At 68.5% G+C, this 24,476-nt stretch carries 23 protein-coding genes; 9 read left to right on the top strand and 14 right to left on the bottom strand.

The genetic code is table 11. From position 1 onward, the window contains the following. Positions 1-289: 289 nt before the first annotated feature. The gene (locus E3U25_RS19335; protein ID WP_166435513.1) at positions 290-4,147 is read right to left on the bottom strand and encodes a Hint domain-containing protein; all 3,858 of its coding nucleotides are present in this window, start codon (positions 4,145-4,147) and stop codon (positions 290-292) included. A gap of 81 nt (positions 4,148-4,228) precedes the next feature. On the opposite strand from E3U25_RS19335, the gene E3U25_RS19330 reads away from it, so the two are divergent. The 3 genes from E3U25_RS19330 to E3U25_RS19320 all read left to right on the top strand — a co-directional run bounded on the left by E3U25_RS19330 (position 4,229) and on the right by E3U25_RS19320 (position 6,569). Further along, positions 4,229-5,010, top strand: a protein-coding gene (locus E3U25_RS19330) for an IS5-like element ISPbe2 family transposase (RefSeq protein WP_116220537.1) whose coding sequence is annotated in 2 segments (ribosomal slippage) — positions 4,229-4,559 and positions 4,559-5,010 — 783 coding nt in all. Because the reading frame shifts where the segments join, the coding sequence is not laid out codon by codon here. Between the two features lie 4 nt (positions 5,011-5,014). Further along, complete coding sequence (locus tag E3U25_RS19325) at positions 5,015-5,986, top strand: LytTR family DNA-binding domain-containing protein (RefSeq protein WP_116221832.1); 972 nt, start codon at positions 5,015-5,017, stop codon at positions 5,984-5,986. A gap of 112 nt (positions 5,987-6,098) precedes the next feature. Beyond that, positions 6,099-6,569, top strand: coding sequence for a MarR family winged helix-turn-helix transcriptional regulator (locus E3U25_RS19320; protein ID WP_244295150.1), 471 nt, complete (start codon positions 6,099-6,101; stop codon positions 6,567-6,569). 16 nt (positions 6,570-6,585) lie between these two features. Here the strand turns inward: E3U25_RS19320 and E3U25_RS19315 are convergent, their stop codons facing one another. From E3U25_RS19315 to E3U25_RS19290, 6 genes are all read right to left on the bottom strand, one after another. Then, entirely contained in the window at positions 6,586-8,547 is a 1,962-nt protein-coding gene (locus E3U25_RS19315; RefSeq protein WP_116221833.1) for a TonB-dependent receptor plug domain-containing protein, read from the bottom strand. A 102-nt stretch (positions 8,548-8,649) separates the two neighbouring features. After that, the gene (locus E3U25_RS19310) at positions 8,650-9,408 is read right to left on the bottom strand and encodes an iron ABC transporter ATP-binding protein (protein WP_114535171.1); all 759 of its coding nucleotides are present in this window, start codon (positions 9,406-9,408) and stop codon (positions 8,650-8,652) included. Next, on the bottom strand, positions 9,405-10,364 hold the full coding sequence (locus E3U25_RS19305; protein ID WP_116221834.1) for an iron chelate uptake ABC transporter family permease subunit: 960 nt from the start codon (positions 10,362-10,364) through the stop codon (positions 9,405-9,407). Before E3U25_RS19305 ends, E3U25_RS19310 begins: the two co-directional genes overlap by 4 nt. Beyond that, complete coding sequence (locus E3U25_RS19300; protein ID WP_116221835.1) at positions 10,354-11,310, bottom strand: ABC transporter permease; 957 nt, start codon at positions 11,308-11,310, stop codon at positions 10,354-10,356. Before E3U25_RS19300 ends, E3U25_RS19305 begins: the two co-directional genes overlap by 11 nt. Position 11,311: 1 nt before the next feature. Next, positions 11,312-12,217, bottom strand: a complete 906-nt coding sequence (locus E3U25_RS19295; RefSeq protein WP_116221836.1) for a siderophore ABC transporter substrate-binding protein — start codon at positions 12,215-12,217, stop codon at positions 11,312-11,314. Between the two features lie 100 nt (positions 12,218-12,317). Continuing rightward, the gene (locus E3U25_RS19290; RefSeq protein WP_036749878.1) at positions 12,318-13,223 is read right to left on the bottom strand and encodes a LysR family transcriptional regulator; all 906 of its coding nucleotides are present in this window, start codon (positions 13,221-13,223) and stop codon (positions 12,318-12,320) included. A gap of 93 nt (positions 13,224-13,316) precedes the next feature. Between E3U25_RS19290 and E3U25_RS19285 the strand changes: the two genes are divergently transcribed. Then, a complete protein-coding gene (locus E3U25_RS19285; RefSeq protein WP_072463557.1) occupies positions 13,317-13,757 on the top strand; it encodes a PACE efflux transporter in 441 nt (146 codons plus the stop codon). On the opposite strand, the gene E3U25_RS19280 is transcribed toward E3U25_RS19285, so the two are convergent. After that, the gene (locus E3U25_RS19280; protein ID WP_116221837.1) at positions 13,754-14,638 is read right to left on the bottom strand and encodes a LysR substrate-binding domain-containing protein; all 885 of its coding nucleotides are present in this window, start codon (positions 14,636-14,638) and stop codon (positions 13,754-13,756) included. The two genes, E3U25_RS19285 and E3U25_RS19280, sit on opposite strands and share 4 nt — an antisense overlap. 104 nt (positions 14,639-14,742) lie before the next feature. On the opposite strand from E3U25_RS19280, the gene E3U25_RS19275 reads away from it, so the two are divergent. Continuing rightward, positions 14,743-15,000, top strand: coding sequence for a DUF1127 domain-containing protein (locus tag E3U25_RS19275; RefSeq protein ID WP_036749884.1), 258 nt, complete (start codon positions 14,743-14,745; stop codon positions 14,998-15,000). 83 nt (positions 15,001-15,083) lie between these two features. On the opposite strand, the gene E3U25_RS19270 is transcribed toward E3U25_RS19275, so the two are convergent. The 6 genes from E3U25_RS19270 to E3U25_RS19245 form a co-directional block, all read right to left on the bottom strand. After that, a complete protein-coding gene (locus E3U25_RS19270; protein ID WP_157034044.1) occupies positions 15,084-15,248 on the bottom strand; it encodes a hypothetical protein in 165 nt (54 codons plus the stop codon). A 212-nt stretch (positions 15,249-15,460) separates the two neighbouring features. Next, positions 15,461-15,616, bottom strand: coding sequence for a hypothetical protein (locus E3U25_RS19265; RefSeq protein ID WP_166435514.1), 156 nt, complete (start codon positions 15,614-15,616; stop codon positions 15,461-15,463). Between the two features lie 146 nt (positions 15,617-15,762). Next, positions 15,763-17,280, bottom strand: coding sequence for a tripartite tricarboxylate transporter permease (locus E3U25_RS19260; protein WP_116221838.1), 1,518 nt, complete (start codon positions 17,278-17,280; stop codon positions 15,763-15,765). 3 nt (positions 17,281-17,283) lie between these two features. After that, entirely contained in the window at positions 17,284-17,778 is a 495-nt protein-coding gene (locus E3U25_RS19255) for a tripartite tricarboxylate transporter TctB family protein (protein ID WP_036749888.1), read from the bottom strand. Then, complete coding sequence (locus tag E3U25_RS19250; RefSeq protein ID WP_036749889.1) at positions 17,775-18,716, bottom strand: Bug family tripartite tricarboxylate transporter substrate binding protein; 942 nt, start codon at positions 18,714-18,716, stop codon at positions 17,775-17,777. The genes E3U25_RS19255 and E3U25_RS19250 overlap by 4 nt, the downstream gene beginning before the upstream one ends. 172 nt (positions 18,717-18,888) lie before the next feature. Then, positions 18,889-19,968 carry an ABC transporter substrate-binding protein gene (locus tag E3U25_RS19245; RefSeq protein WP_244295152.1) on the bottom strand — a complete coding sequence of 360 codons (1,080 nt, stop codon included), beginning with the start codon at positions 19,966-19,968 and terminating at the stop codon, positions 18,889-18,891. Positions 19,969-20,045: 77 nt separating this feature from the next. Between E3U25_RS19245 and E3U25_RS19240 the strand changes: the two genes are divergently transcribed. The 4 genes from E3U25_RS19240 to E3U25_RS19225 all read left to right on the top strand — a co-directional run bounded on the left by E3U25_RS19240 (position 20,046) and on the right by E3U25_RS19225 (position 24,407). Further along, complete coding sequence (locus E3U25_RS19240; protein WP_036749890.1) at positions 20,046-20,717, top strand: response regulator; 672 nt, start codon at positions 20,046-20,048, stop codon at positions 20,715-20,717. Beyond that, entirely contained in the window at positions 20,714-22,144 is a 1,431-nt protein-coding gene (locus E3U25_RS19235) for a sensor histidine kinase (protein WP_116221840.1), read from the top strand. The genes E3U25_RS19240 and E3U25_RS19235 overlap by 4 nt, the downstream gene beginning before the upstream one ends. A 134-nt stretch (positions 22,145-22,278) precedes the next feature. After that, positions 22,279-23,373, top strand: a complete 1,095-nt coding sequence (locus tag E3U25_RS19230; protein ID WP_116221841.1) for a DUF475 domain-containing protein — start codon at positions 22,279-22,281, stop codon at positions 23,371-23,373. Positions 23,374-23,465: 92 nt separating this feature from the next. After that, entirely contained in the window at positions 23,466-24,407 is a 942-nt protein-coding gene (locus tag E3U25_RS19225) for a cupin domain-containing protein (protein ID WP_072463577.1), read from the top strand. Positions 24,408-24,476: the final 69 nt, after the last annotated feature.

Below are 24,476 nucleotides of genomic sequence, written 5' to 3'. Positions count from 1 at the left end.
CGCGCCGCGCCGGTCTCCGCCGCAAGGCGATGCGAGGAGCGTGCCGCAGCCGGTTCGCACCGTGACGCTTTGGTGCAGCCGTTCCAGAACCGCCCCGCGCGGGGCGGTGCTGCCGGCCTTCCTGGTCCAGGCGGCAAGATGCCCCTGCCGCTTCGGTGATTGGGGCCCTGTCGGCGCTGCTCGGCCACCGCCAGGGCCTTGCGGTCGGCGCGACGGTTGTTTCCGTCCCATCCGCCCGCCAGGTCGCCATGGTCCGGGGCGTGGGGCTTGGCCCGCGCCCCGGTCGGCATCAGCCCACCTTGCCCCAGGTGAACGGTTGCTTGCCATTGACGACCAAGCGCTGCACCAGGTGCCGCCCCTGCCGGCCGCGCAACAGCAGCCGGGCTGCGACGGGCACCTCGCGTTCGGGCTCGGCCAGTTCCGGGAAGAGCGTGAAGATCTCTTCCCGAGCCTCCGCCCCCAGCGCCTTCATCGCCTCGGGGCCGGTGAACAGGCTTTCCGTGGGCGCCCCGTTCGAGAAGACCACCTCGTGCCGGTCGAACATGAAGTGCCAGTATTCCACCTCCTGCATGTCCTCGACCACCTCGACGCCTTCCAGCCCGATCAGATGGCGCGCGGCCAGCAGAACCTCGGCCTCGCCGACCATCCGCCGCGCCACGACCGAGCGCAGCAGCACCCGGTGCTGGGGCGAGACGATCAGGTCGCGCTCGGGCAGGTTCTCGCCCAGGGCCTCGGCGCGGATGCGGATCGGGCGCAGCTTGGGCTGCTCGGCCAGTTCCGCGGCCGACAGCACGCGCTTGCCGATCCAGGAAAGCGCCTTGTAGCCGTGGTCCAGCGTCATCACCTTCATGCCCGGTTCCAGCTTCTCGACAGGAACCTCGCCATCCTCGGTCTTGATCAGGGTGCCGCGCAGGAAGCAGACGACGCCGGTGTTCTCGGTGGTCAGCTTGTCGGCCTGGACGGCATTGCCGGTGCCGTCCAGAATGCGCAGCCCGCCGACCGCATCCAGCACACCGTCGCCCTGGTCCGCGCGCAGCCAATGCAGGGCGTTCTTGTAGGTCTGCCCCGGATTGGCGGCGTTCCAGGTGGCCAGCGTGTTCTCGTTGTAGAAGGCGGCAAGATCGACGAATTCGTTGTTGTTGGCCTGCCCGTCGCCCATGCCGGTGTTGGCGTCGAAATCGGTGATCACGTCGCCCCCGGCATCGACGACGAAGCGGTCGATGCCCTGGCCGCCGGTCAGCCTATCGGCGCCGGCCCCACCATCCAGCAGGTCGTCGCCGGCCCCGCCATGCAGCGTGTCGTTGCCCCCGCCGCCCAGCAGGGTGTCGGTGCCGGCACTGGCTTCCAGGCTGTCGTTGCCCTCGCCGCCCTCCAGGAGGTCGTCGCCGGTGCCGGCAAGCAGCGTATCGTTGCCGGCGCCACCGTAAAGCGTGTCGTTTTCCGAGCGGCCGATCAGGTAGTCGTCGCCGTCCCCGCCATCGATGAGGTTGTTGCCATGGCCGGCATCAAGGGAATCGTTGCCCTCGCCGCCGTAAAGCGCGTCGTCGTCGTTGCCGCTGATCAGCGTGTCGTTGCCGGCGCCGCCCACCAGGGTGTTCTTGCCCTCGCCGGCCACCAGCGAATCGTCGCCCAGGCCGCCCTCGAGCACGTCGTCGCCCTCGCCGCCAAGCAGGGTATCGTTGCCATCGCCACCAAGCAGCGTGTCGTGGCCCTCGCCGCCTTCCAGAAGGTCGTCATCCGCGCCACCGTGCAGCGAATCGTCGCCCAGGCCGCCGATCAGGGTGTCCTTGCCGCCCCAGCCGATCAGGGTATCGTTGCCGTCGCCGCCCTCCAGGCGGTCGTCGCCGTAGCCGCCGTCGAGGGTATCGTTACCCGCGCCGCCCAGCAGGGTGTCGTCGCTATCGCCGCCGAACAGGGAATCGTCCCCGTCGCCGCCGTCCAGGACGTCGTTATCGGCGCCACCGTCCAGCGAGTCGTCTCCCAGGCCGCCGACCAGGGTGTCGCTTCCGCCCCAGCCGATCAGGGTATCGTTGTCCTCGCCGCCCTCCAGGCTGTCGTCGCCATGGCCGCCGTTGAGCGTATCGCTGCCCGCGCCACCCAGCAGGGTGTCGTTGCCGTATCCACCGCTCAGGGAGTCATCCCCAGCGCCGCCATCGAGCAGGTCGTTCTCATCGCCGCCGGACAGGGTGTCGTTTCCGTCGCCGCCGTCCAGGACGTCGTCATCGGCGCCGCCGTCCAGCGAGTCGTCTCCCAGGCCGCCGACCAGGGTGTCGTTGCCGCCCCATCCGATCAGCGTGTCGTTGCCGTCTCCGCCTTCCAGGGCGTCGTTGCCGTAGCCGCCGTGGAGGGAATCGTCCCCCTTGCCACCATCGAGCCGGTCGTCGCCCTCGCCGCCAAGCAAGGTATCGTTGCCATCGCCACCCAGCAGCGTGTCGTGGCCCTCGCTGCCTTCCAGAAGGTCGTCATCCGCGCCACCGTGCAGCGAGTCGTCGCCCAGGCCGCCGATCAGGGTGTCCTTGTCGCCCCAGCCGATCAGGGTATCGTTGCCGTCGCCGCCCTCCAGGCGGTCGTCGCCGTATCCGCCGTCGAGCGCATCGTTACCCGCGCCGCCCAGCAGGGTGTCGTTGCCGTTTCCGCCCAGCAGGGAATCGTCCCCGGTGCCGCCGTCGAGCAGGTCGTTCTCATCGCCGCCGAACAGGGTATCGTTGCCCTCGCCGCCTTCCAGGACGTCGTCATCGGCGCCACCTTCCAGCGAGTCGTCGCCCAGGCCGCCGACCAGGGTGTCGCTTCCGCCCCAGCCGATCAGGGTATCGTTGTCCTCGCCGCCCTCCAGGACGTCGTTGCCGTGGCCGCCGTCGAGCGTATCGCTGCCCGCGCCGCCCAGCATGGTGTCGTTGCCGTAGCCGCCGAGCAGGGAATCCTCCCCAGCGCCGCCATCGAGTTGGTCGTCGCCATCGCCGCCGAACAGGGTGTCGTTTCCGTCATCGCCTTTCAGAAGGTCGTCATCGGCGCCACCATCCAGCGAGTCGTCGCCCAGGCCGCCGGCCAGGGTGTCGTTGCCGCCCCATCCGATCAGCGTGTCGTTTCCGTCTCCGCCTTCCAGGGCGTCGTTGCCGAACCCGCCGTCCAGGGAATCGTCCCCGGCGCCGCCATCGAGCATGTCATTGTCGTCGCCGCCAGACAGGGTGTCGTTTCCGTCGCCGCCTTTCAGAAGATCCTGATCGGCGCCACCGTCCAGCAAGTCATCGCCCAGGCCGCCTTCCAAGGTGTCGTTGCCACCCCAACCGATCAGCGTGTCATTGCCGTCGCCACCCTCCAGGACGTCGTTGCCGTGGCCCCCAAACAGGCTGTCATGGCCGGCACCGCCGTCCAGCGTGTCGTTGCCTTCGCCGCCTTCGAGCGAGTCGTTGCCCAGGCCGCCGTCCAGCGAGTCGTCGCCCTCGCCGCCCAACAACGTGTCCTTGCCGTCGCCGCCCAGCAGCGTGTCATTGCCGTTGCCGCCGTCAAGCGAGTCGTCGCCTGCGCCGCCGTCCAGCAGGTCATCGCCCTCATCGCCGAGCAGGGTGTCGTTTCCATCGCTGCCGTCCAGCAGGTCGTCGTCCTCGCCGCCGGACAGGACATCCGCGCCGGCGCCGCCGAGCAGCGTGTCCTCGCCGGTCCCGCCGACCAGGATGTCGTCGCCCTCGCCGCCATTCAGCAGGTCGTTGCCCTCGTCACCCCACATGACGTCGCCGTCAAGGCCACCGTCCAGCATGTCGTTGCCGGCGCCACCATACATGAAGTCCTCGCCCTCGCGGCCGAACAGGACGTCATTGCCGGCACCGCCTTCCAGGATGTCGTGGCCCGTGCCGCCGTCGATATTGTCGTCACCTTCACCGCCGTTAACGGAATCGTGGCCCGCACCAGCGTTGATGAAATCGTCCACCCCGTCGGCGTCGTCGATCTCATCGCCCTGGGCGTCGCGATAGCCGGGGACCATGGTGTCGTCGCCGTCGGTGCCGTCCACGATTCCGTCGCCCGGACCGCCCTGCCATTCTTCGGCGCCCTCGGGATCCAGCGATTCCCAATCGTAAAGCAGGTTGTCCTTGCCGATGGCATCGTTGCGCAGCGACACCAGCTCGATGCGCGAGATATTCAGGCCCGCCAACTGGCTGGGACTTAGGCCGTGTTGACAAAAGGGGTTCTCTTGAGCTGCGCCCTGTGATTCAAACTCATCTCCACGTGGGAGGTGAGCTTGGCGCGCAATTTGATATCCGACGACGAGTGGGCCTTCTTCGAGGGCTTCATTCGCGCCGTCAGACGCCCGAATGGGCGGAAGCCTGCGGATCATCGTATTGTTCTGGATGGTATTTTCTGGATCGCAAGGACTGGTGCGCCATGGCGTGACCTGCCCGAAGAGTTCGGAAAGTGGTCGTCTGTCTACCGCCAGTTCCGCCGCTGGACCCTTGCGGGGCTGTGGGAGGATATCCTGGATGCGTTGAACCACGCGGGTATTGCGCCGGACAAGCTGCAGATGGTCGACAGTACTGTGATCCGCGCCCATCATCATGCGGCGGGCGCAAAAGGGGGACTCCAAAAGAGGCTCTTGGCCGTTCGAGAGGTGGGTTCTCGACCAAGATCCACCTCCGCGTTAACGGCGCAGGTCTCCCGATGAGGACCGAGATCACGCCGGGGCAGGATTCCGACTACACCGGCTATGATCTGGTGATGGCCGACAATCTGCCGCAGCCAGCCGTTCTGGTCGCGGACAGGGGCTATGACTCTGACAAAATTCGAGAAGACATCGAGAGCCGCAATGCTCTGCCGATGATACCGATGCGAAAGAACCGCAAGGTGCGCAAGGCTGTAGACCTGACGATCTACACGCTGCGCAACATGGTCGAGCGTTGCTTCAACAAGCTGAAGAACAGCCGTCGGCTTGCAACCCGCTACGACAAAACCGCCGAAAGCTTTCTCGGCTTCATCGACGTCGCCTGCATCAGGCTATGGATCCGCCATTTGTCAACATGACCTAATGACAGATCAGCATTTCCTGATCTATTTTGGGATTTCCAGCGTCTTGATCACCTATCTTTACCCGGTGCAGCTCCAGCCATCGCCGCCGTGGTGGGAGTTCGTGATCGTGTTTTCCGCCATGGCCCTGTTCTTTTACTGCATCCTGGTCGGGACATTGCTGCTGATAGAAAAGTGTTGCCGCCGCTGGCCGCGGCTGATCGTGCCGGTGCCGTTGATCACCCTGATCGCCCTGCTGGCGACGCTGGGATTCGCGCGGGTCTACAACCCGATCATGGTCGGCCCGGTCTGGTCCAACTTCAGGCCGCTGACGGAAGAGTTCGTGCTGATCTATTTCGTCATCCTGAACCTGGAAATCCTGTTCTCGATCTTCGTGCTGCCGCATACCAAGGTTTTCATCCAGGCCACCCAGCTCCAGTCCCAACGCGAAGCGCCGGCCGCGGCCGAGCTGCGGGTCGCGGCCGACCCGGCCGAGGCGCCGCCCAGGCCGCCGCAGGTCGTGCTGCAGCCGCCCGCCCCGCAGCCGCCCGAGGCGCCGCAGGCTGCACCGCTGCCGGCGCCGATGACGCGTCACCTGCCGGTGCCGATACTGCGGCAGCCGCCGCGGCCGCCGCAGCCGCCGGTGCCGCCTCCGCCCCGCGCGGTGCGATTCGGCAGCTACAGCTGGCCCATCACCGCCCTGCGGCTGATCCGGGCCGAGGAGCATTACATCCGCGTCGTCACCAAGGAGCAGGAGGTGCTGGTGCGCTATCGCCTGTCGGACGCGGTCACGCAACTGCCCGAGGATGCGGGGATGCGGGTGCATCGCTCTTATTGGCTGAGCTACGACGCCATCGTCGAGCATGCGCCGCTGCCCGACAGCCGGCTGCTGCTGACGCTGTGGAACGGGACCACCGTCACCGTGCCCCGCGCCCACCGCAAGCGGCTGGAGGCGGCCTTTGCGGCGCGGCGGCAGGCGACGGGCCAGGGCTGATGCGGGCGCCCGCGGGCCGGGCCCGGCGCGGGAAGGGGGCGGTTGGCATGGCCCCGTGTTCTCGACTAGGCAGGGGCAGCCGACGCCATTCCTCCGGGAGCTTGCCCTGACCGTGACGACCAACTCCGACGCCCAGCCGCAATTCGGCGACGACGACCCGCGGACCGCCTATAACCGGGTCTTCTTCGCCATCCTGCGCATCCATCGCACCCTGATGCCGCAGATCGAGAAGGCGCTGCGCGAGGTCGGCATCGCCGACCCGATCTGGTACGAGATCCTGCTGGCCACCGAGGAGGCGGGCGAGGCCGGCGTGCAGATGCAGGTGCTGGAGCGGCGGCTTTTCGTGCCGCAATATGCGCTGTCGCGCCATGTCGCCCGGATCGAGAAGGCGGGCCTGATCCGGCGCGCCGCGGCGGGTGGCGCCGGGCGCGGGCAGATCCTTTACATCGCCGAGGCGGGCAGGGGCCTGCCGGCGCGGATCTGGCAGATCTATGTCGACAAGATCCAGTCCGCCTTCGCCCCCGCCCTGACCACGGACGAGGCCTATGACCTGGTGCGGGTGCTGAACCGGCTTTACCGCTGACCGGCGGGACGGCCCGTCAGAACCGTTTCGTCGCCACCAGCGAAAGGGTGCGCCCCGGCTCGCGCAGCGGGGTGACGGTGGCATAGTCGCCGCCATAGGTGGCGCGGTCGGCGTAATCCTTGTCGAAGAGATTCGCGACCTCGGCCCGCAACACCAGCCCCGGCACCGCGGTCGGCGCGTATTCCGCGAACAGGTTCAGCACGGCATAGCCGGGGATGGTGCGGTCGGAATCGCCCTCGATGCGGTCGTATTTCGCCGCCGCCTCGATGCTGCCGCCATAGGTGAAGGGGCTGCCCAGCGGCGTGTGCTGCGCCTCGATGGAAAACACCCGGCCCAGCGGCGCGCCGAAATCCAGCGCCTGGTAGCTGGAGGCCGGGTCGCCGTTCACGCTGACCCGGCTGTCCGACATGCTGGCGCGCAGATAGCCGCCGTCCCAGCCATAGCCCAGGCCCAGGTTGTAGCCCCGGCTTTCGAAGTCGAAATTCTCGATGCCGGCATAGGCCCCGCCGCGGGCGTTGTCGACCTGGGTCAGGAACAGCTCGCCATCCAGCCGCAGGTCGCCGGCCTGATAGTCGAAGCCCAGCGTATAGTTGCGCGCGCGCGCCGGCCGCAGCACGTCGTAGTCCCAGGCGCCGTTGAAGATGTAGTTGTCCTCGATGGCGATGCCGCCGAAGACGGTCGAGGCCCCGGCGCGCAGCACCAGCGCATCGGTGACGCCATAGGCGACCGAGGCATTGCCGCTGAAGCCGGAGTTCCGGTCCTTCCAGCCGCTGGTGCCGGTAAACTCCTGCCGGTCCCAGCGCAGGCCGAAGGACAGGTCCAGCCGCTCGACCGGCTCGAGCCGGGCCTGGGCGTAAAGCCCGATGTTGCGGGCGTTCTCGTCCAGCGCACTGGCGGGATCGCTGTAGGTGCTTGAACGGTCGTACCAGTCGATCCCCGCCGTCACGCTGTCGGCGTCGTTCAGGTGGAAGCGGTTCTCCAGCTTGGCCGAGAAGGTGTCGCTGTCGCCTTTGCTGACATAGGGCGGCGCAGCGGTCGGCTGGTCGACGTGCACCCGGCTTTCCGAGCGGCCGATGACGAATCGGGGATCCCAGAAGCCCTCGGCCTGGGTGTTTTCATAGGACAGCGACCAGCTGGTTCGGGTGGTGTCGTAGCGGCGCAGTTCGGGGACCGGGCTGCCGCCCTCGATATGGCCGATGTTGGCGCGATAGGGGCGCAGCGCATCGTCGTGCAGCCGCTGGCCGGACAGCTCGATCCGGTGGCCATCGGGCGTCTCGTAGGCCAGCTTCAGCAGCGCGCTTTGCAGGTCGGCGGCCGAGCCGGTGATCCTGTCGCCGCCGGCGGCCTTGTAGTCGTCGCCGGTCGCGGATTTCAGATAGCCCAGCCATTCGAAGCCGCCCGCCTGCCCGGCCAGCGTCGCCGCACGGCCGAAGGTCCGGCCGTTGTCGCCATAGGACAGGCGGATGTTGCCGCCGAAGCTGCGCCCGTCCTCGAGGATGTCGGCGGCGTCCACCGTCTCCATCACCACGGCGCCGGCGACGGCATGCGGGCCGGCATCCGCCGCCGCCACGCCGGCATCGACGCGGACGAATTTCAGCAGGCCGGGGTCGATGGCATTGGCGCTGACATGGTGGAAGGCGCGGTTGTTCTGTTCGACCCCGTCCACCGTCACCGACAGGTTCAGCATGTCCACGCCGTTGATGAAGATCTTTTGCGCCACCGGGATCGCGCCCCCGACCGAGACCGAGGCGATGCCGGTGAACAGATCCTTCAGATCGCCCATCCGCGCCCGCTCCAGCTCGGCCGCAGCGACATATTGGCTGGCGCCGCGGTCGGCGGCGCTGCCGTCGGCATCCAGCGCCTGCAGGGTGATCGGGTCCAGCAGGACCACTGTCTCTGCCGTCTCCTGGGCCGCGGCGGGCAGGGCAAGCGCCGCGGTGGCGGCCATGATCAGGCGGGGGGAAAAGGGTGCGGCCATCAGCAAGCTCCGTTCCGGGAAAGGCTGGCTGAGGCCCGCGGCCCTGGCTTTTCCACCGCCGGATAGCGGTTCCGGTTCAAACATGCAACTGCATGTTTAGACTCATCCGTAGAAAAGCGCGATGCGTTGCCCGTCGATCTCGCGCACGGCGATCTGCATCTCGTAAAGCTCGCCCAGCAGGTCGGGGGTGACGATCTGGGCCGGGGTGCCGGCGGCGAAGATGCGGCCCTGCCGCATGGCGACGATGCGGTCGGAATGGCACGAGGCGAAGTTGATGTCGTGCAGCACCACGATCACCGTCTTGCCCAGTTCCCGCGCGGCGCTGGCCAGCAGCCGCATCATCGCCTGGGCGTGCTTCATGTCCAGGTTGTTCAGCGGCTCGTCCAGCAGCAGATAGTCGGTGTCCTGCGCCAGCACCATGGCGACGAAGGCACGCTGGCGCTGCCCGCCCGACAGCTGGTCGATGAAGCGGTCGGCCAGCGGCGCCAGCTCCAGATAGTCCAGCGCCCGGTCGATGGCGGCGCGGTCCTGGGGCGTCAGCCGGCCGGCGGAATGCGGGAAGCGGCCGAAGCCCACCAGTTCGCGCACGGTCAGCCGGGCGACGAGGTGGTTTTCCTGCCGCAGGATCGCCAGCCGCCGCGCCAGCACCGGGCCGGGTGCGCGGGTCACGTCCAGCCCGTCCACCGTCACGCTGCCCGAATCCGGTGCGATCAGCCGGGCGATCAGCGACAGCAGCGTGGATTTCCCCGCCCCGTTCGGCCCGATCAGCGAAGTGATCCCGCCCCTTGGCAGGCTCAGCGACACGTCGTGCAGCACGGGTGTCGCGCCATAGCTCTTGCAGAGGTTGCTGATCTCGATCATCGGCGGCCCTTTCCGATCAATAGCGCGATGAAGGTGATGCCGCCGGCGAATTCGACCAGGATGCCAAGCGCGGTGTTGAAGGCAAAGACCCGCTCCAGCACGGTCTGGCCGCCGACCAGCAAGATGATGCCGACCAGCGAGGCGGCGGGCAGCAGGTAGCGATGCGCCGATTGCCCGACCGCCAGATGCGCCAGGCTGGCCGCGATCAGGCCGAAGAACAGCACCGGCCCGACCAGCGCCGCCGAGACCGCGACCAGGACCGAAACCGCCGCCAGCACCGAGAGCACCTCGGACCGCCAGCGGATGCCCAGGTTCACCGCCACCGGCCGGCCAAGCGCGATGACGTCCAGCCGCGACAGGCGCGGGACCAGCCACAGCGTCACCCCCGCGACCGCGGCGGCGGCGATGCCCAGGAGCGTCGGGGGGATGGTGCCGAAGCTGGCGAACAGCATGTCGGACAGCACCATGAACTCGTTCGGGTCCAGCAGGCGCTGAACGAATTCCGCCAGCATGCGCAGGAAGATGCCGAAGACCACGCCGATCAGCAGCAGGCGGTGCAGGCTGCGCTCTTCGCCGCCGAAAAGCCACAGGTAAAGCGCCATCGAGGCCCCGACCATCAGCAGGACGTTGAGGCCGAAGACCAGCCGCGGGTCCAGCCCCGCCACCGCGGCCGAGCCGAACAGCGCCACCAGCACGGTGCTGCACAGCACGAAAAGCGAATCGAAGCCCATGATCGCCGGGGTCAGGATGCGGTTCGCCGTCACGGTCTGGAACAGCACCGTCGAGCAGGCGACGGCATGGCCGACCAGCAGCAGGCCCAGCAGTTTCCTGCCGCGAAACGGCAGCACGAAGCCCCAGTTGCCGCGCGCGCCCAGCGTCATGAAGGCCAGGATCGCACTCAGGGCCAGCAGGCCCAGGACCAGCAGGGCCAGCCTGGCGCGGCGCTCATGCGGCACGGTCGCGGCTCCGCAGGATCAGGACCAGGAAGACGCCGCTGCCCAGCACGCCCAGCACCGTGCCCAGGGGCACCTCGTAGGGCGCGCGGATCACCCGGCCCAGGATGTCGCAGGCCAGGACCAGCGCCGCGCCCGAGACCGCGACCCAGGGCACCGCCCGGCGCATGTTGTCGCCAAGCGCCAGGCTGACGATGTTCGGCACGATCAGCCCCAGGAAGGGGATCATCCCCACCGTCACCACCACGACCGCCGTGACCAGCGCGACGATGGCCAGCCCCAGCGCCACCACCCGCCCATGCGCAAGGCCCAGCGAGCTGGCGATGTCCCGGCCCAGCCCGGCGACGGTAAAGCGGTTTGCGGCCAGCCAGGCAAGGGCGGCCATGGCCGCGCCCAGCCACAAGAGTTCATAGCGGCCGCGCAGCACGCCCGACAGGTCGCCCTGGGTCCAGGCCAGCACGGTCTGGATCAGGTCGAAGCGATAGGCGACAAAGGCGGTGCCGGCATAGATCACCCCGCTCAGCAGGATGCCGACCAGCGGCACCAGCATCGGGTCGCGCAGCGGCACGCGGCGCAGGATGGCCAGGAACAGCGCCGTGCCCGCCATGGCAAAGCCCGCGCCGGCGGCCATCTTGGCGATGATCGGCGCGCCGGGCGCGACCAGCGTCATCACCAGCAGCCCCAGCCCCGCCGATTCCATCGTGCCGGTATTGGCCGGCTCGACGAAGCGGTTGCGGATCACGATCTGCGTCAGCAGCCCGGCGATCGCCATCGAGGCGCCCGACAGCAGCAGGGCCAGCATCCGCGGCAGCCGGCTTTCGACCAGCACCAGCCAGTCGAGCTCCTGCCCCGCCAGGATGCCGCGCAGGCTGACATGGGACACGCCGACGAACAGGCTTGCCAGCGCAAGCCCGGCGGTCAGGGCCACCGCTGCCGCAAGCCGGGACATCTCAGGATCGCGCCGCCAGCGCCTCGGTCAGCTGGTCCAGCAGCCGGTTCAGCGCGGTATAGCCGCCGAAGGCGATATAGGCGGCATGCGGGTCCAGATGCACGACATGCCCGTCCCGCACCGCCCTGGTCCGCGCCATCAGCGGATTGTCCAGCGCGGCGCGGGCGCCCGCGCCCGCCTCGCCCACGCCGGCATCGCGGTCGATGACGAAGATCCAGTCGGGGTCGCGTTCCAGGATATATTCGAACGAGATCACGTCGCCGCCGTGGAAGCGGTCGTCGATGTCCGGGGCGACGGTGGCAAAGCCCAGCTGGCTGTGGATCCAGCCCACCCGCGACTTGGGCCCATAGGCGCCCAGCTTGCCGCCGTTCGTGACCAGGATCAGCGCGGTTCCGGCCTTCGGCGCGATTTCCTTCAGATGCGCGATCTTGGCGTCCAGCGCCTCGACCATCCGGGCCGCCTGCTCGGGCTTGCCGAAGATCCGGCCCAGCGTCTCGACATTGCCGCGGACCGAGGTGAAGAGGTCGTCGCCCAGGCTCAGGTCCACGGTCGGCAGGATCCGCGACATTTCCGCATAGGCCGGTGCGGTGCGGGTGCCGACGATCATCAGCGCGGCGTCCGAGGCGGCGATGGCCTCGTAATCCGGCTCGAAGATCGTGCCGACCTTGGGCAGGGGGTCGGCATAGTCCTGCAGGTAATCCGGCAGGTTGCTGCCCAGCACGCCGGCCGGCTGCGCGCCCAGGGCATGGGCGATGTCCAGCGCGTTGATGTCCAGGATCAGCACCTTTTCGGGCGGCGCCGGCAGAACCGTTTCGCCCTGGGAATGGGCGATGGTCATCGGCTGGGCCCAGGCCGCGGCCCCCAGGACAAGCGCCGTTGCGGTCGCTGCGATCAATCTGCCAAACATCCCTGCCTCCTGCGGATCGTCGGGCGCAGGTAAATGCCCGGCGGGGACGGGGTCAAGCTTTGACCTTGGGTTTTTATCGGGATTGCCGGGCGCGCGGCCGCTAGACCGCGTCCCGGCCCGGCAGGCCGTTGATCCGCATGGCGGCAAAGCGCTCGCGCAGCCAGCGCGCGGCGGGGCCGCTGGGGCGCTGCTTGTGCCAGACCAGTTCCAGCGCCACCGGCCAGTCGGCGCCGTCGAATTGCAGCGGCGGCGTCACCAGCTCGTCGCGGACCGGAGAGTTGTCGATGATATGGTCCGGGACCAGCGCCCAGCCGATGCCCTGCCGGACCATTTGCAGGATCACCCAGTGGCTTTCGACCCACCAGACCTCGGCCGCCGTGCGCAGGCGCTGCTTTTCCGGCCCCTCGCTGCGCACCGCCACCATCAGCTGGCGGTGGCGCTTGAGTTCCTCCCAATCGACCAGCGTGTTCGCCAGCGGGTGGTCCTTGCCGCAGACCAGCTTCAGGGGCACCCAGCCCAGGGTGTGAAAGGCGATCTCGGTCGGCAGGATTTCCTGGCGCCACATCACGCCGATGTCGGCCTTGCCGTCCAGCACCAGCCGGCTGACGTCCTCCATCATCGGGAACAGCAGCTCCAGCTCGACATGCGGGAAATGCGCGGCGAAATCGGCGAAAAGCGTGGCCAGCGGCTGTTCGGGGTAAAGCTCGTCGATGGCGACGGCCAGCCGATGCTCGACATGCGCAGTCAGGCTGGCGGCGACGCCGATCAGGTGTTCGCGGCGGTCCAGCACCACCCTGGCCTCGGCCAGCAGCCGCTCGCCCGCCGGGGTCAGCACCGGGTTGCGCCCCTCGCGGCTGAACAGCGCGACGCCCAGGTCGTCCTCCAGGTTCGAGACCTGGGTGCTGATCGCGGATTGCGCCTTGCGCAGCGCCCGCCCCGCGGCCGAGAACGAGCCGTGCTGCGCGGCGGCGACGAAAGCTTCCAGCTGGTCCAGCGATACGGTCATCGATCCATCTCGTTTTCAGATGGAAGCTAACTTTGCTCTGCTGAGAATCAAGATAGAAACGGCGCAACACGCAACAACGGAAAGATTCGGACCATGACGATGCGCAGTTTCCCCGACCGGGTGCGGCATGCGCTGATGTTCGAGACCATCGGACTGGCCATCATCACCCCGGCGACGGCCTGGCTTTACGACAAGCCGCTGCTCGACATGGGCGTGGTGGGCGTGGGGGCGGCGACGCTGGCGACGGTCTGGACCTTTGTCTTCAACCTGGGCTTCGACCATGCGATGCGCTGGCTGCACGGCCATACCCGCAAGGCGCTGCATCACCGGCTGCTGCATACCCTGCTGTTCGAGGGCGGCCTGCTGGTCATGCTGCTGCCGCCGATGGCCTGGTACCTGGGCATGACGCTGTGGCAGACGCTGCTGCTCGACCTGTTCATCGTGGCCTTCTACCTGGTCTATAACTTCGTCTTCAACATCGCCTATGACCGGATTTTCCCGCTGCCCGACATGCCGCGCGGGCAGCCGGCCTAGCCGGGATCGCGGGCGATCTCGTCCAGCAGGAAGGCGCGGAACTTGCGGATGCTGGGGCGGTTGCGGCGGCCGGTGGGATAGACCAGCCAATAGCTGCGGCCGTTCTGCGCCACCAGCGGGAAGGGCTGGATCAGCCCGCCGGTCGCCAGCTCGAAGCGAAAGAAGCGCGGCGTCAGCAGCGCGACGCCATAACCCTCCAGCGCCGCCCGCGCCTCGTGCAGGTCGGTCGAAAGCGTCAGGCCGGGCTTGGGCGGGATTTCCCAGAAATCGACGCCGGCCTCGCGCATCCAGACCGCCCAGTTCGGGTCCACCCGGTCCAGCAGCGGCAGCTTCAGCAGGTCGGCCGGTTCGCGCAATTCGTGCTTTTTTGCCAGTTCGGGCGACAGCATGGGCGTGTATTCGATGGGCATCAGGCAATGCGCCTCGAGGCCCGGCCAGCTGCCCTCGCCGGCGCGGATCGCGACGGTGATGTCCTCGCGCCCGAAATCGACCAGGTTGTCGGCGGTCTCTAGCCGCACGGCCAGGTTCGGGTGGTTCATCTGGAACTTGCCCAGCCGCGGCGACAGCCACGCCCCGGCAAAGGTCGGCACGGTCGAGATCGACAGGGTCGAGACCGAATCCGCCGAAGGGTCGGCATAAGCCTCGCGCAGCATGTCGAAGGCGTCGATGGTGGGGCGGGCGAACAGCGCCCCGGTCTCGGTCAGCACGATGCCGCGCGGCTTGCGCAGGAACAGCGGCGTCGCCAGCCGCTCCTCGAGCAGGCGGATCTGGTAGCTGACGGCGGCCTGGGTCATGCCCAGTTCCTCGGCGGCGCGGGTAAAGCTCAGGTGCCGCGCCACCGCCTCAAAGGCGCGCAGGGCGGCGAGAGGGGGGATGGACATAAGGCTGCCTTATGGGTGCTTGCCGAGGCTTTGTTGGTCAAACCGGCGCCAGACTAGCATGATCGCGTCATGGATCAACCATGACCACTGAAAGGAGGGCTGAAATGTCCGACCATCCTGCATGCGACCGTGAACGCCCTTTCCTGCCGATCCTGTCGCGGCTGTTCGCCATGCTGCGTGGCGATAAGCCCAGCCTATCGCCCTGCCTGGACCGGATGGCGGCGTTGGATCATCCGGCGACGCGCAAGGCGCTGGCCGACCTGCCCGAGCATCTGTTGCGCGACATCGGCGTGGCCGACACGCGCAGCGATGCGGCCGCCCCCTCGCAGGAAGGCGACGCGCTACGCCGTCATCTGTGGTAAACCAGCCTGTGCCGCGCGCCCCTGATGCACCGGGTGCGCGGCAGTCGCATGCCGGTGCCTGACTTGTCCGCGAGGCGCCGGCGTCAGCCCGTATCGGATCTGCAGCGCGCCAGGGCCAGGACGAAGACCGTCGCCACGCCCGATCCGGCATAGAGCGCCAGGCTGCTGACCAGGCCGCAAATTCCGAACAGGCATCCTGCCAGGGCGGAAAGCGTCGCCACCAGCATCGAAACGATCAGGATGCCCATGCAGAACCGCACCCGCCGCGCAGGTCAGTCGAGGGTGCGGGAATTTTTCGTGCCGGTCGCCGCCTGTCGTTTCTTTCCATACCTGTCTGCACTGATTCGCGTATCTACGAAGCAGACTATATAGACAAAATCCTGACGGTATCCTGATAAAAGCGTCGAAACGCATCAGGGGCGTTTCGACGCAGGGGCAGGCGCGGCCTGCCCGACCCGGATCAGAGGTGGATCGCGGCGAATTTCGTCTCGTCGATGCCCAGGCGGCGCAGGTCGGCTGCGGCGGGACGGCGGTGCGCTTCGGCCGCCGAGGCGACGGCGATGGCGGCCCGCAGGGTCGAAAGGGCCGAGGTGAGGGAATGATAAGCGCGGTGCATTTTTCTGCCTGTCTTCTAGGTTTCATCGAACATGTCGATGACAGACAGATGGGCTTCGCCCGGCCTTTCTGCAACGCGGCAAAACGGCAAGGCGGCCATGACGCCAGCACATGGCGGGCCCGGCCCTTGTCGGGCCGGGCGGCGGGTCAGTCCTCTTCGCCGGCCAGCTGGCTCAGCACCTCGCCCTTGCCGCGGGCGCGCAGGATCAGCGGCACGATCAGCGCCAGTGCGGCGATGCCCAGAAGCACCGCGGCGATGGGCGATTGCACCAGCGTCGTCCAGTCGCCCTGGCTGATCGCCAGCGCCCGGCGCAGCTGCTGCTCGGCCATCGGGCCCAGGATCAGGCCGACGACGATCGGCGCGATCGGATAGCCGAAAAGCCGCATCACATAGCCCAGCACGCCAAAGCCCAGCAGCATCCCCAGCTCGAAGGCCGAGGGGTTGGCGCCGATGGTGCCCAGCGTCGCGAACAGCAGGATGCCGGCGTAAAGCCAGGGCTTCGGCACCGTCAGCAGCTTCACCCACAGCCCGATCAGCGGCAGGTTCAGCACCAGGAGCATGGCGTTCGCGATCAGCAGGCTGGCGATCAGCCCCCAGACCAGCGTCGGGTTGGTGGCGAACAGCAGCGGGCCGGGCTGCAGCCCGAACTGCTGGAAGCCGGCCAGCATGATTGCCGCCGTGGCCGAGGTCGGCAGGCCCAGCGTCAGCAGCGGCACCAGCGTGCCGGCCGCGCTGGCGTTGTTCGCGGCCTCGGGGCCGGCGACGCCCTCGATGGCGCCGTTGCCGAATTCCTCGGGATGCTTGGTCAGCTTCTTCTCGGTGGCATAGGACAGGAAGGTGCCGATCTCGGCCCCGCCCGCCGGCATGGCGCCGATGGGAAAGCCGATGAAGGTGCCGCGCAGCCAGGGCTTCCACGACCGCGCCCAGTCGCGGCGGCTCATCCAGATCGAGCCCTTGACGGCCGTCACCTCGTCCTCGACCTGCAGGCGCTGGCCGGCGATGAACAGCGCCTCGCCCAGGGCGAACATGGCGACGGCCATGGTCGTCACCTCGATCCCGTCCAGCAGCTCGGGCACGCCGAAGGACAGCCGCGCCTGGCCGGTCAGCTGGTCGATGCCGACGCAGGCCAGCGCCAGTCCCAGGAACAGCGATGTCAGCCCGCGCAGCGCCGAATCGCCGAAGGCGGCCGAGACGGTGACGAAGGCCAGCACCATCAGCGCGAAATATTCGCGCGGGCCGAAGACCAGCGCCACCTTGACGATCCAGGGCGCAAGGAAGGCCAGCAGCAGCGTCGCGATCAGCCCGGCGATGAACGAGCCGATGGCGGCGGTGGCCAGCGCCGGCCCGCCGCGGCCCTTGCGGGCCATCTTGTTGCCTTCCAGCGCGGTGATGATCGAGGCGCTTTCGCCCGGCGTGTTCAGCAGGATCGAGGTGGTCGAGCCGCCATACATGCCGCCGTAATAGATGCCGGCGAACATGATGAGCGAGCCGGCCGGATCCAGCCGGTAGGTCACGGGCAGCAGAAGCGCCACGGTCAGCGCCGGGCCGATGCCGGGCAGCACGCCGACCGCGGTGCCCAGCGTCACGCCGATCAGCGCGTAAAGCAGCATCATCGGGTCGGCGGCGGTGCCGAGCCCCTGCATCAGGAATTCGAATGCGCTCATGGCTCAGCCCCGCGGAAAGACCAGATGCTCAAGCGGCCCGGCGGGCAAATGCAGCATCAGAAGTTGCGAGAAGATCGCCCAGACCACGAAGGCGAAGACGATGCCGATGGGGATCGTCATCGCCAGGTTGCGCTTGCCGAAGGCCCGCGCGGTAAAGGCGAAGAGGATGCCCGTGGCGATGGAAAAGCCCGCGACATGCAGCAGCATCAGCTGCGCGGCCAGGCCCGCGACGATCCACAGGACCGGCACGGCGTTCTGCGGCGGGCGCTGGGGGAAATCGCCGCGCAGCGCCTCGATGGCGGTCCAGGCGGCCAGGCCGATCAGCGCGAAGCCCACGACGCGCGGCACGCTGGCGGGGCCCACGCCGGAATAGCCGCCCAGGTCGGCCAGGCGCGCGCTGTCCCACAGCATCACGCCGCCGACCGCCACCAGCCCGGCGGCGATGATCAGCGCCGCCGTATCACGGCGGCGCGGCGGTTCGTGGCGGTTGCCGCTCATTTCACCAGACCGATGTCCTTGAGGATCGCCTCGGTCGAGGTGACGTCCTGTTCAAGCTGGGCCTCGAAGTCCGGGCCGGCCAGGTAGGTGTCCATCCAGCCCTTGTCCGAAAGCTGCTTTTGCCAGTTTTCCGACTTGGCCATCTTCTCGATGTCGGCGGTGACCTTGGCCTTCTGCTCGTCCGACAGGCCCGGCGCGGCGGCGACCATGCGCCAGTTCTCCAGCGTCACGTCCAGCCCGGCCTCTTGCAGGGTGGGCGCATCGACGCCCTCCAGCCGCTCGGGCGAGGTCACGGCCAGAAGGCGCAGCGTGCCGGCCTGGATCTGGGCCTCGAACTCGCCCAGCGAGGAAATGCCCGCCGTCACCTGGTTGCCCAGGATCGCCGCCAGGGCCTCGCCGCCGCCGGAATAGGCGATGTAGTTGATCTTGGTCGGATCGACGCCGGCCGCCTTGGCGATCAGGCCCACGGCGATATGGTCGGTGCCGCCGGCCGAGCCGCCGGCCCAGCTGACCGCGCCGGGATCGGCCTTCAGCGCCTCGATCAGCCCGGCGATGTCCTGGATGGGCGAGGCGGCGGGAACCACGATCGCCTCGTATTCGCCGGTCAGCCGGGCGATGGGGGTCACGTCCTTGAGCGAGACGGGCGAGTTGTTGGTCAGGATCGCCCCGACCATGACATAGCCGCCGACGATCAGCGTATCGGGGTTGCCCTTGTTCTGGCTGGCGAATTGCGCCAGGCCGATGGTGCCGCCGGCGCCGGGCACGTTCTGCACCTGCACCGATTTCGAGATGCCTTCCTCTTGCATCACGGTCTGCATGGTGCGGGCGGTCTGGTCCCATCCGCCGCCGGGGTTGGCCGGGGCGATGATGGTGTAATCGGCCATGGCCGGGACCGCGACGGCCCCCGCGAACAGGCTGGCGAGAACGAATTGCTTCATGGTCTTCCTCCGCATCGGCCGGACGCATCCGCGCCGGTCCCGTTATCCGCATTTTCTGGGTCTGGCCTGCATCTCTCCCGGAATGCAGGCGTCCTCCGCAAGCCCGCGCGCAGGCGGGCCCCGTGCCTTTCCAGCACAGAAAGCTGTCATGGACCTGACATCGCGGCGAAAATTATTCCCCGGCCAGCGCCTTGTTCCAGCGCGCCAGCAGCTTGGCCCGCGTCGCCTGGTCCAGATAGGCCAGAAGGCCGGGGCTGACCGGCACCGGCTTCAGCCGCAATCCCGCCAGATCCTGCATCCCGCCCGCGGGGCCGGGCTGGCCCGCGACCTCCAGGCTGACGGCCGAAAGCCGCAGGGTGCGCGACAGCAGGCTCTGCCCCTCGGGCGACATCAGGAAGGCCAGGAAATCCGTCCCCAGCCCCGGCTGGCGCGCCGCCGCCGGCACCAGCCCCACGCGCGAGACGACGACGGTGAAGTCGCGCGGCAGGATCACCCCCAGGTCGGGATGCCGCCGCGCCCAGTCCGCGGCGTAAGAGCCGAGCAGGTTGTAGCCGACCGCCAGCCGCCCGTCGGCGATCCGCTCCAGCAGCTCGGCCGAGGTGGGGAATTGCTGCACCCCCGCCCGGCCCATCGCCTGCACCACCGACCAGATGCCGGGATAAAGCTCCTGGTCGCGGGCCAGGAACAGATAGCCCACGCCCGAGCGCGCCACGTCATAGGTGCCGATCCGGCCCTGCGCCTCGGCCGGATGCTCGGCCATCCAGCGCATCAGGTCGGCGCGGGTGGCGGGCGGCGGATGATCGGCGAAGCTGGGCTTGTGATAGGCAAAGACCGCCGGCTCGAAGGTCAGCGCATAGGCGGTGTCGCGCCAGTTCGCCCAGCCGGGCCAGCCCGGCGTGTCCGGCGTTTCGACCGGGCGGGCGAAGCCGTCGTTCGCCAGCTTGACCTGCAGGTCCATGGCCGAGGAAAAGGCGAAATCCGCCGTGCCGCCGCCCGCCTGCGTCTCGGCGACGATGCGGTCGTGCAGCTGGGTCGTCAGCAGGTTCTCGTAGCGCACGGCGACGCGGGGATGGCGGCTCTGGAAGGCGGCGACCAGCGGCGCGGCCAGGTCGTCGTCGAGCGAGGAATAGACCGACAGCTCCTGCCCATCGCCCTGCGGGGCGGGAAACAGCGTCACCTGCGCCGATGCCGCGCCCGGCCACAGCGCGAGTGCGGCGGCGATGGCTGGCAAAAGGCGGGCGAGCGGGCGCATGATCGGCGACTTTGCCAAAGCGGCAGCCCGTTCACAAGCCCGCCGCGCCCCGCTAGGTTGCGGCCAAGGGGGGAACCATGCGCATCCTGCTTGTCGAGGACAATTTGTCGCTGGCCGAGGGGCTGACCGCGCTGCTGCGGCAATCGGGCTATGCGGTGGACGTGGTCCATGACGGCGCCTCGGCCGAGGCCCTGGCTGCGGCGGAAAGCTTCGACCTGGTGATCCTGGACCTGAACCTGCCGCAGATGGACGGGCTCGAGGTGCTGCGGGCGATGCGGGCGCGGCGCAATCCGGCGGCGGTGATGATCCTGACCGCGCGCGGCGCCCCCGAAGAGCGGGTGCGCGGCCTCGACCTTGGCGCCGACGACTATCTCATCAAGCCCTTCGACATCGGCGAGTTCGAGGCCCGCATCCGCTCGCTGCTGCGCCGCCAGGCGGGCTTGCGCAATTCCACCGTCAGCTTCGGCGACCTGGTGCTGGACCAGGCGGCGCGCAGCTTCCTGCTGGCGGGCCAGCCGCTGGACCTGCCGGCGCGGGAACGCGGGCTGCTGGAGCTGCTGATCATGCGCGCCGGCAAGGTGGTGGCGCGCGAATCGATCGTGCAATCGCTGACCTCGCTCGAGGACGACCTGTCCGCCAATGCCATCGAGCAATATGTCAGCCGGCTGCGCAAGCGACTGGCGCCCGCCGGGCTGACGGTCAGGACCGCGCGCGGCATCGGCTATTTCCTCGACCGGGCCTCGCCGTGATCCGGCGGCCGTTTTCCCTGCGCCGCCGGCTGCTGGGCTGGCTGCTCATGGGAACGCTGGCGCTGGGCACCGCCGCGCTGATCGACACCTGGCGCGAGGCGGTGCGCATGGCCAATGCGCTGGCCGACCGGGTGCTGGCCGGTTCGGCGCTGGTGATCGCCGAGCGCGCCTCGCTGGACGACCAGGGCCGCATCGCCATCGAGATCCCCTATGGCGCGCTGGAGATGCTGAGTTCGGCCGCGCAGGACCGGGTATTCTATCGCGTGGACGGTCCGCCCGGCCATATCGTCACCGGCTATGGCGACCTGCCGATGGCGCCGGCGCGGCCGGGGGGCGAGCCGGCCTATGCCGACGGCGTGTTCCGCGGCGAGCCGGTGCGGGTCGCCAGCCTGGCCCGCGCCGCCTCGACCGGCATCGACGAGGTGCCCTTCGTCGTCACCGTGGCCGAGACCACCAATGCCCGGCGCGAGCTGACGCGGGCGATCCTGATGCGCTCGGCCCTGCGGCTGGCGCTGATGATCGCGGGCGCGGCGCTGATCGTCTGGATCGCGGTGACGCTGTCCCTGCGCCCGCTTTACCGGCTGAGCGAAGAGATCGCCGCGCGCAACCCCGACGACCTGAGCCCGATCGAAACGCCGGTGCCGTCGGAGGTGCGCGGGCTGGTCGGCACGGTGAACGGCTTCATGCGGCGGCTGGGCGCGGCGCTGGACGGGATGCGCAACTTCACCGGCAATGCCGGGCACCAGCTGCGCACGCCGCTGACGGTGGTGCGCACCCAGCTGGCGCTGGCGGCGCGGGCCGCGACCCTGCCCGAGGCGCAGGCCGCCGCGGCCAAAGGCGACGCCGCCGTGGCCCATGCCGAGCGCATTCTGGCGCAGCTGCTGCTGCTGGCGCGGGTCGATACCGCCGAGGGCGCGGCGCTGGCCGCGCCGCTGGACCTGGCGGCGCTGGCCCGCGATCTGACCGCCGAGCATATCCCCGCCGCCGCCGAGGCCGGCATCGACCTGGGCTTCGAGGGCGAGGGGCCGGTGACGGTCCGGGCCGAGCCGCTGCTGATGGGCGAGGCGCTGAGCAACCTGATCTCGAACGCGCTGCTTCATGCGGGCCGCGCGGCGGTGGTGACGGTGCGCGTCGGGCGCGCGGGCGGCGACGCGGTGCTGGAGGTCGAGGACAACGGCCCCGGCATCCCGGCCGAGGCGCGTGCCGCCGCCGTCAGCCGATTCGCGCGGGGCGAGACCTCGGGGCCCGGCATGGGCCTGGGCCTGCCGGTGGCGCTGGAGATCGCCAGCCTGTTCGGCGGCCGGCTGACGCTGGACGAGGGCGCCGGCGGGCGCGGGCTTCTGGCGCGCATCACCCTGCCGGCGCTGGCGCGGGCCGGGTCCGTGCAAGAAAATGCCGGGATCGATACGGAACCCTTGCAATCGTGACCCGGATTCGCCATCTTTTGCGCGTTCGCGTCTTCGTGAACGCAGTTTGATGGCCGGGCCCCTCTGGCGGACGTGGCGGCACGTTCGTGATGTCGGCATCGATCTTTGACCAGCCGCCTGGATCTTGTTCTGACATGCAGCAAGGAAACAACCCGCCCTTGGGGGGCTCGACGAGTGGAACCCATCGTCCCACCCTGCAATATTTCAAATGGTCCTTCATCGTCACCGCGCTTGGCCTTGCGCTGGGCGCGTTGCTGGGATGGCAGACCACCGGAACCGTCGGCGGCACGCTGACGATCTTCTTCATCTGCGCCGTGCTGGCGGTGCTGGAAATCTCGCTTTCCTTCGACAACGCCATCGTCAACGCCAACAAGCTGAAAGAGATGACCCCGAAGTGGCAGCGCCGCTTCCTGACCTGGGGCATCCTGATCGCCGTCTTCGGCATGCGGATCGTCTTTCCGCTGCTCATCGTGGTCGTCGCGGCCAATATCGGCCCCTGGCAGGCGATGGTCCTGGCCGCAAGCCAGCCCGACGAATATTCGCGCATCATGCATGACGCGCACCTGCCCATCGCGGCCTTCGGCGGCACCTTCCTGATGATGGTCGGCCTGAGCTTCTTCTTCGACCATGAAAAGGACGTGCATTGGGTGCGCTGGCTGGAACATCGCATGCAGCGCTATGCCACCGTCCGCGGCATCGAGGTCGCGGTGGTGCTGGTCACGGTGCTGATCTTCTCGCGCTTCCTGGAAGGGGCCGATTCGCAGGTGTTCTTCCATTCCGCGATCTGGGGCCTTCTGACCTTCCTGCTGGTCGAGGTGCTGGGCGGCCTGCTGGACAGCTCGCAAGAGGCGCTGCAGGCCGGCGCCAAGGGCGGCATCGGCGCCTTCCTCTACCTGGAAGTGCTGGATGCCTCGTTCAGCTTCGACGGCGTGATCGGGGCCTTTGCGCTGACGCATAACCTGTTTGTCATCGCCATCGGCCTGGGCATCGGCGCCATGTATGTGCGCTCGATGACCATCATGCTGGTCGAGCGCGGCACCCTGGCCGAATACCGCTTTCTCGAACATGGCGCCTTCTATGCCATCATCGCGCTGTCGGTGATCATGTTCGTCCAGCCCCTGGTGCATATCCCCGAGGTCATCACCGGCCTGGGCGGCGCGACGCTGATCGGCATCTCGTTCTGGTCCTCGATCCGCTGGAACCGCAAGAACCACGCGGTCGAGGCGTAAGCCCCGCCCGACGGGACCGACACGGCCGCCGCCTTTCGGGGCGGCGGCCTTTTTGCTATCCCTGAGCCCGTGGTTCGGAACGAGGGATGGACATGCGTTACCTGCTTGCCCTGCTGGTCGTCGTCGCGGTGGCGGCGCTGTTCTATTGGCGCCATGCGCAAAGGGCCGGCGCCGCGCAGGACGACGGCGCCGACGTGCAGGCGCTTTACCAGGCCGGCCGGGCGCTGCCGCAGGGGCCGCTGCGGGTCTATCACCTGGGCCACAGCCTGGTCGGGCGCGACATGCCGGCGATGCTGGCGCAGCTGGCCGGGCAGGGGCACGACTATGCGTTGCAGCTGGGCTGGGGCACCGCGCTGCGCGAGCATTTCCAGGGCGGCGCGGCGATCAACGGCTTTGCCCAGGAAAACGCCACCCCCCGCTATCGCGACGCGCATCAGGCGCTGGCGAGCGGCGAATACGACGCCTTCGTCATGACCGAGATGGTGCGGCTGCAGGATGCGATCCAATACAAGGAAAGCCGCCTCTATGCCGGGAAATGGGCGGCCGAGGCGGCGGCGGGCAATCCGGCCGGGCAGGTCTTTCTTTACGAAAGCTGGCACGCGCTGGACGATCAGCCGGAATGGCTGTCGCGCCTGCCCGACGACCTGGAGACGATGTGGAAGCCCGGCCTGCTCTGGCCCGCCGCCCGCGCCGCCGGCAGGCCGGTCTGGCTGATCCCGGTCGGGCAGGTCATGGCCCGGCTGGTGGCCGAGGCCGAGGCCAGGGGCGGCATCGCCGAACTGCAATCGCGCGAGGATCTGTTCGCCCGCAGCCCGGACGGCACGCTGGACCCCATCCACCCCAACGACCTGGGCGTCTACCTGGTGGCGCTGACCCATTATGCGGTGCTTTACGGCCAAAGCCCGGTCGGCCTGCCGCATGCCTTGCTGCGCGCCGATGGCAGCCCCGCCGATGCGCCCTCGGCGGAACTGGCGCGGCGCATGCAGGAAGTGGTGTGGGAGGTGGTCAGCACCAACCCGCTGACCGGCTTGTGACCGCCAGGAATCCGAACGCTGTTTTTACGGATCGTTGAAAACATTTCGATTGATCCGGCGCGGGATTTG

The sequence above is a fragment of the Paracoccus versutus genome, from assembly GCF_029909795.1.
Taxonomy (GTDB): Bacteria; Pseudomonadota; Alphaproteobacteria; order Rhodobacterales; family Rhodobacteraceae; genus Paracoccus; species Paracoccus versutus.
Note: the sequence above shows the minus strand (reverse complement) of the source record. Positions and strands in the feature narration are given on the sequence as shown.

Coding starts and splice junctions, on each gene's coding strand:
- E3U25_RS19245 (WP_244295152.1), bottom strand. CDS start 19,968: ATGCGCCCGCTCGCCCGCCTTTTGCCAGCCATCGCCGCCGCACTCGCG.
- E3U25_RS19255 (WP_036749888.1), bottom strand. CDS start 17,778: ATGAGCGGCAACCGCCACGAACCGCCGCGCCGCCGTGATACGGCGGCG.
- E3U25_RS19300 (WP_116221835.1), bottom strand. CDS start 11,310: ATGTCCCGGCTTGCGGCAGCGGTGGCCCTGACCGCCGGGCTTGCGCTG.
- E3U25_RS19310 (WP_114535171.1), bottom strand. CDS start 9,408: ATGATCGAGATCAGCAACCTCTGCAAGAGCTATGGCGCGACACCCGTG.
- E3U25_RS19295 (WP_116221836.1), bottom strand. CDS start 12,217: ATGTTTGGCAGATTGATCGCAGCGACCGCAACGGCGCTTGTCCTGGGG.
- E3U25_RS19230 (WP_116221841.1), top strand. CDS start 22,279: ATGCAGCAAGGAAACAACCCGCCCTTGGGGGGCTCGACGAGTGGAACC.
- E3U25_RS19285 (WP_072463557.1), top strand. CDS start 13,317: ATGACGATGCGCAGTTTCCCCGACCGGGTGCGGCATGCGCTGATGTTC.
- E3U25_RS19225 (WP_072463577.1), top strand. CDS start 23,466: ATGCGTTACCTGCTTGCCCTGCTGGTCGTCGTCGCGGTGGCGGCGCTG.
- E3U25_RS19240 (WP_036749890.1), top strand. CDS start 20,046: ATGCGCATCCTGCTTGTCGAGGACAATTTGTCGCTGGCCGAGGGGCTG.
- E3U25_RS19325 (WP_116221832.1), top strand. CDS start 5,015: ATGACAGATCAGCATTTCCTGATCTATTTTGGGATTTCCAGCGTCTTG.
- E3U25_RS19275 (WP_036749884.1), top strand. CDS start 14,743: ATGTCCGACCATCCTGCATGCGACCGTGAACGCCCTTTCCTGCCGATC.
- E3U25_RS19265 (WP_166435514.1), bottom strand. CDS start 15,616: ATGCACCGCGCTTATCATTCCCTCACCTCGGCCCTTTCGACCCTGCGG.
- E3U25_RS19280 (WP_116221837.1), bottom strand. CDS start 14,638: ATGTCCATCCCCCCTCTCGCCGCCCTGCGCGCCTTTGAGGCGGTGGCG.
- E3U25_RS19270 (WP_157034044.1), bottom strand. CDS start 15,248: ATGGGCATCCTGATCGTTTCGATGCTGGTGGCGACGCTTTCCGCCCTG.
- E3U25_RS19250 (WP_036749889.1), bottom strand. CDS start 18,716: ATGAAGCAATTCGTTCTCGCCAGCCTGTTCGCGGGGGCCGTCGCGGTC.
- E3U25_RS19315 (WP_116221833.1), bottom strand. CDS start 8,547: ATGGCCGCACCCTTTTCCCCCCGCCTGATCATGGCCGCCACCGCGGCG.
- E3U25_RS19260 (WP_116221838.1), bottom strand. CDS start 17,280: ATGAGCGCATTCGAATTCCTGATGCAGGGGCTCGGCACCGCCGCCGAC.
- E3U25_RS19290 (WP_036749878.1), bottom strand. CDS start 13,223: ATGACCGTATCGCTGGACCAGCTGGAAGCTTTCGTCGCCGCCGCGCAG.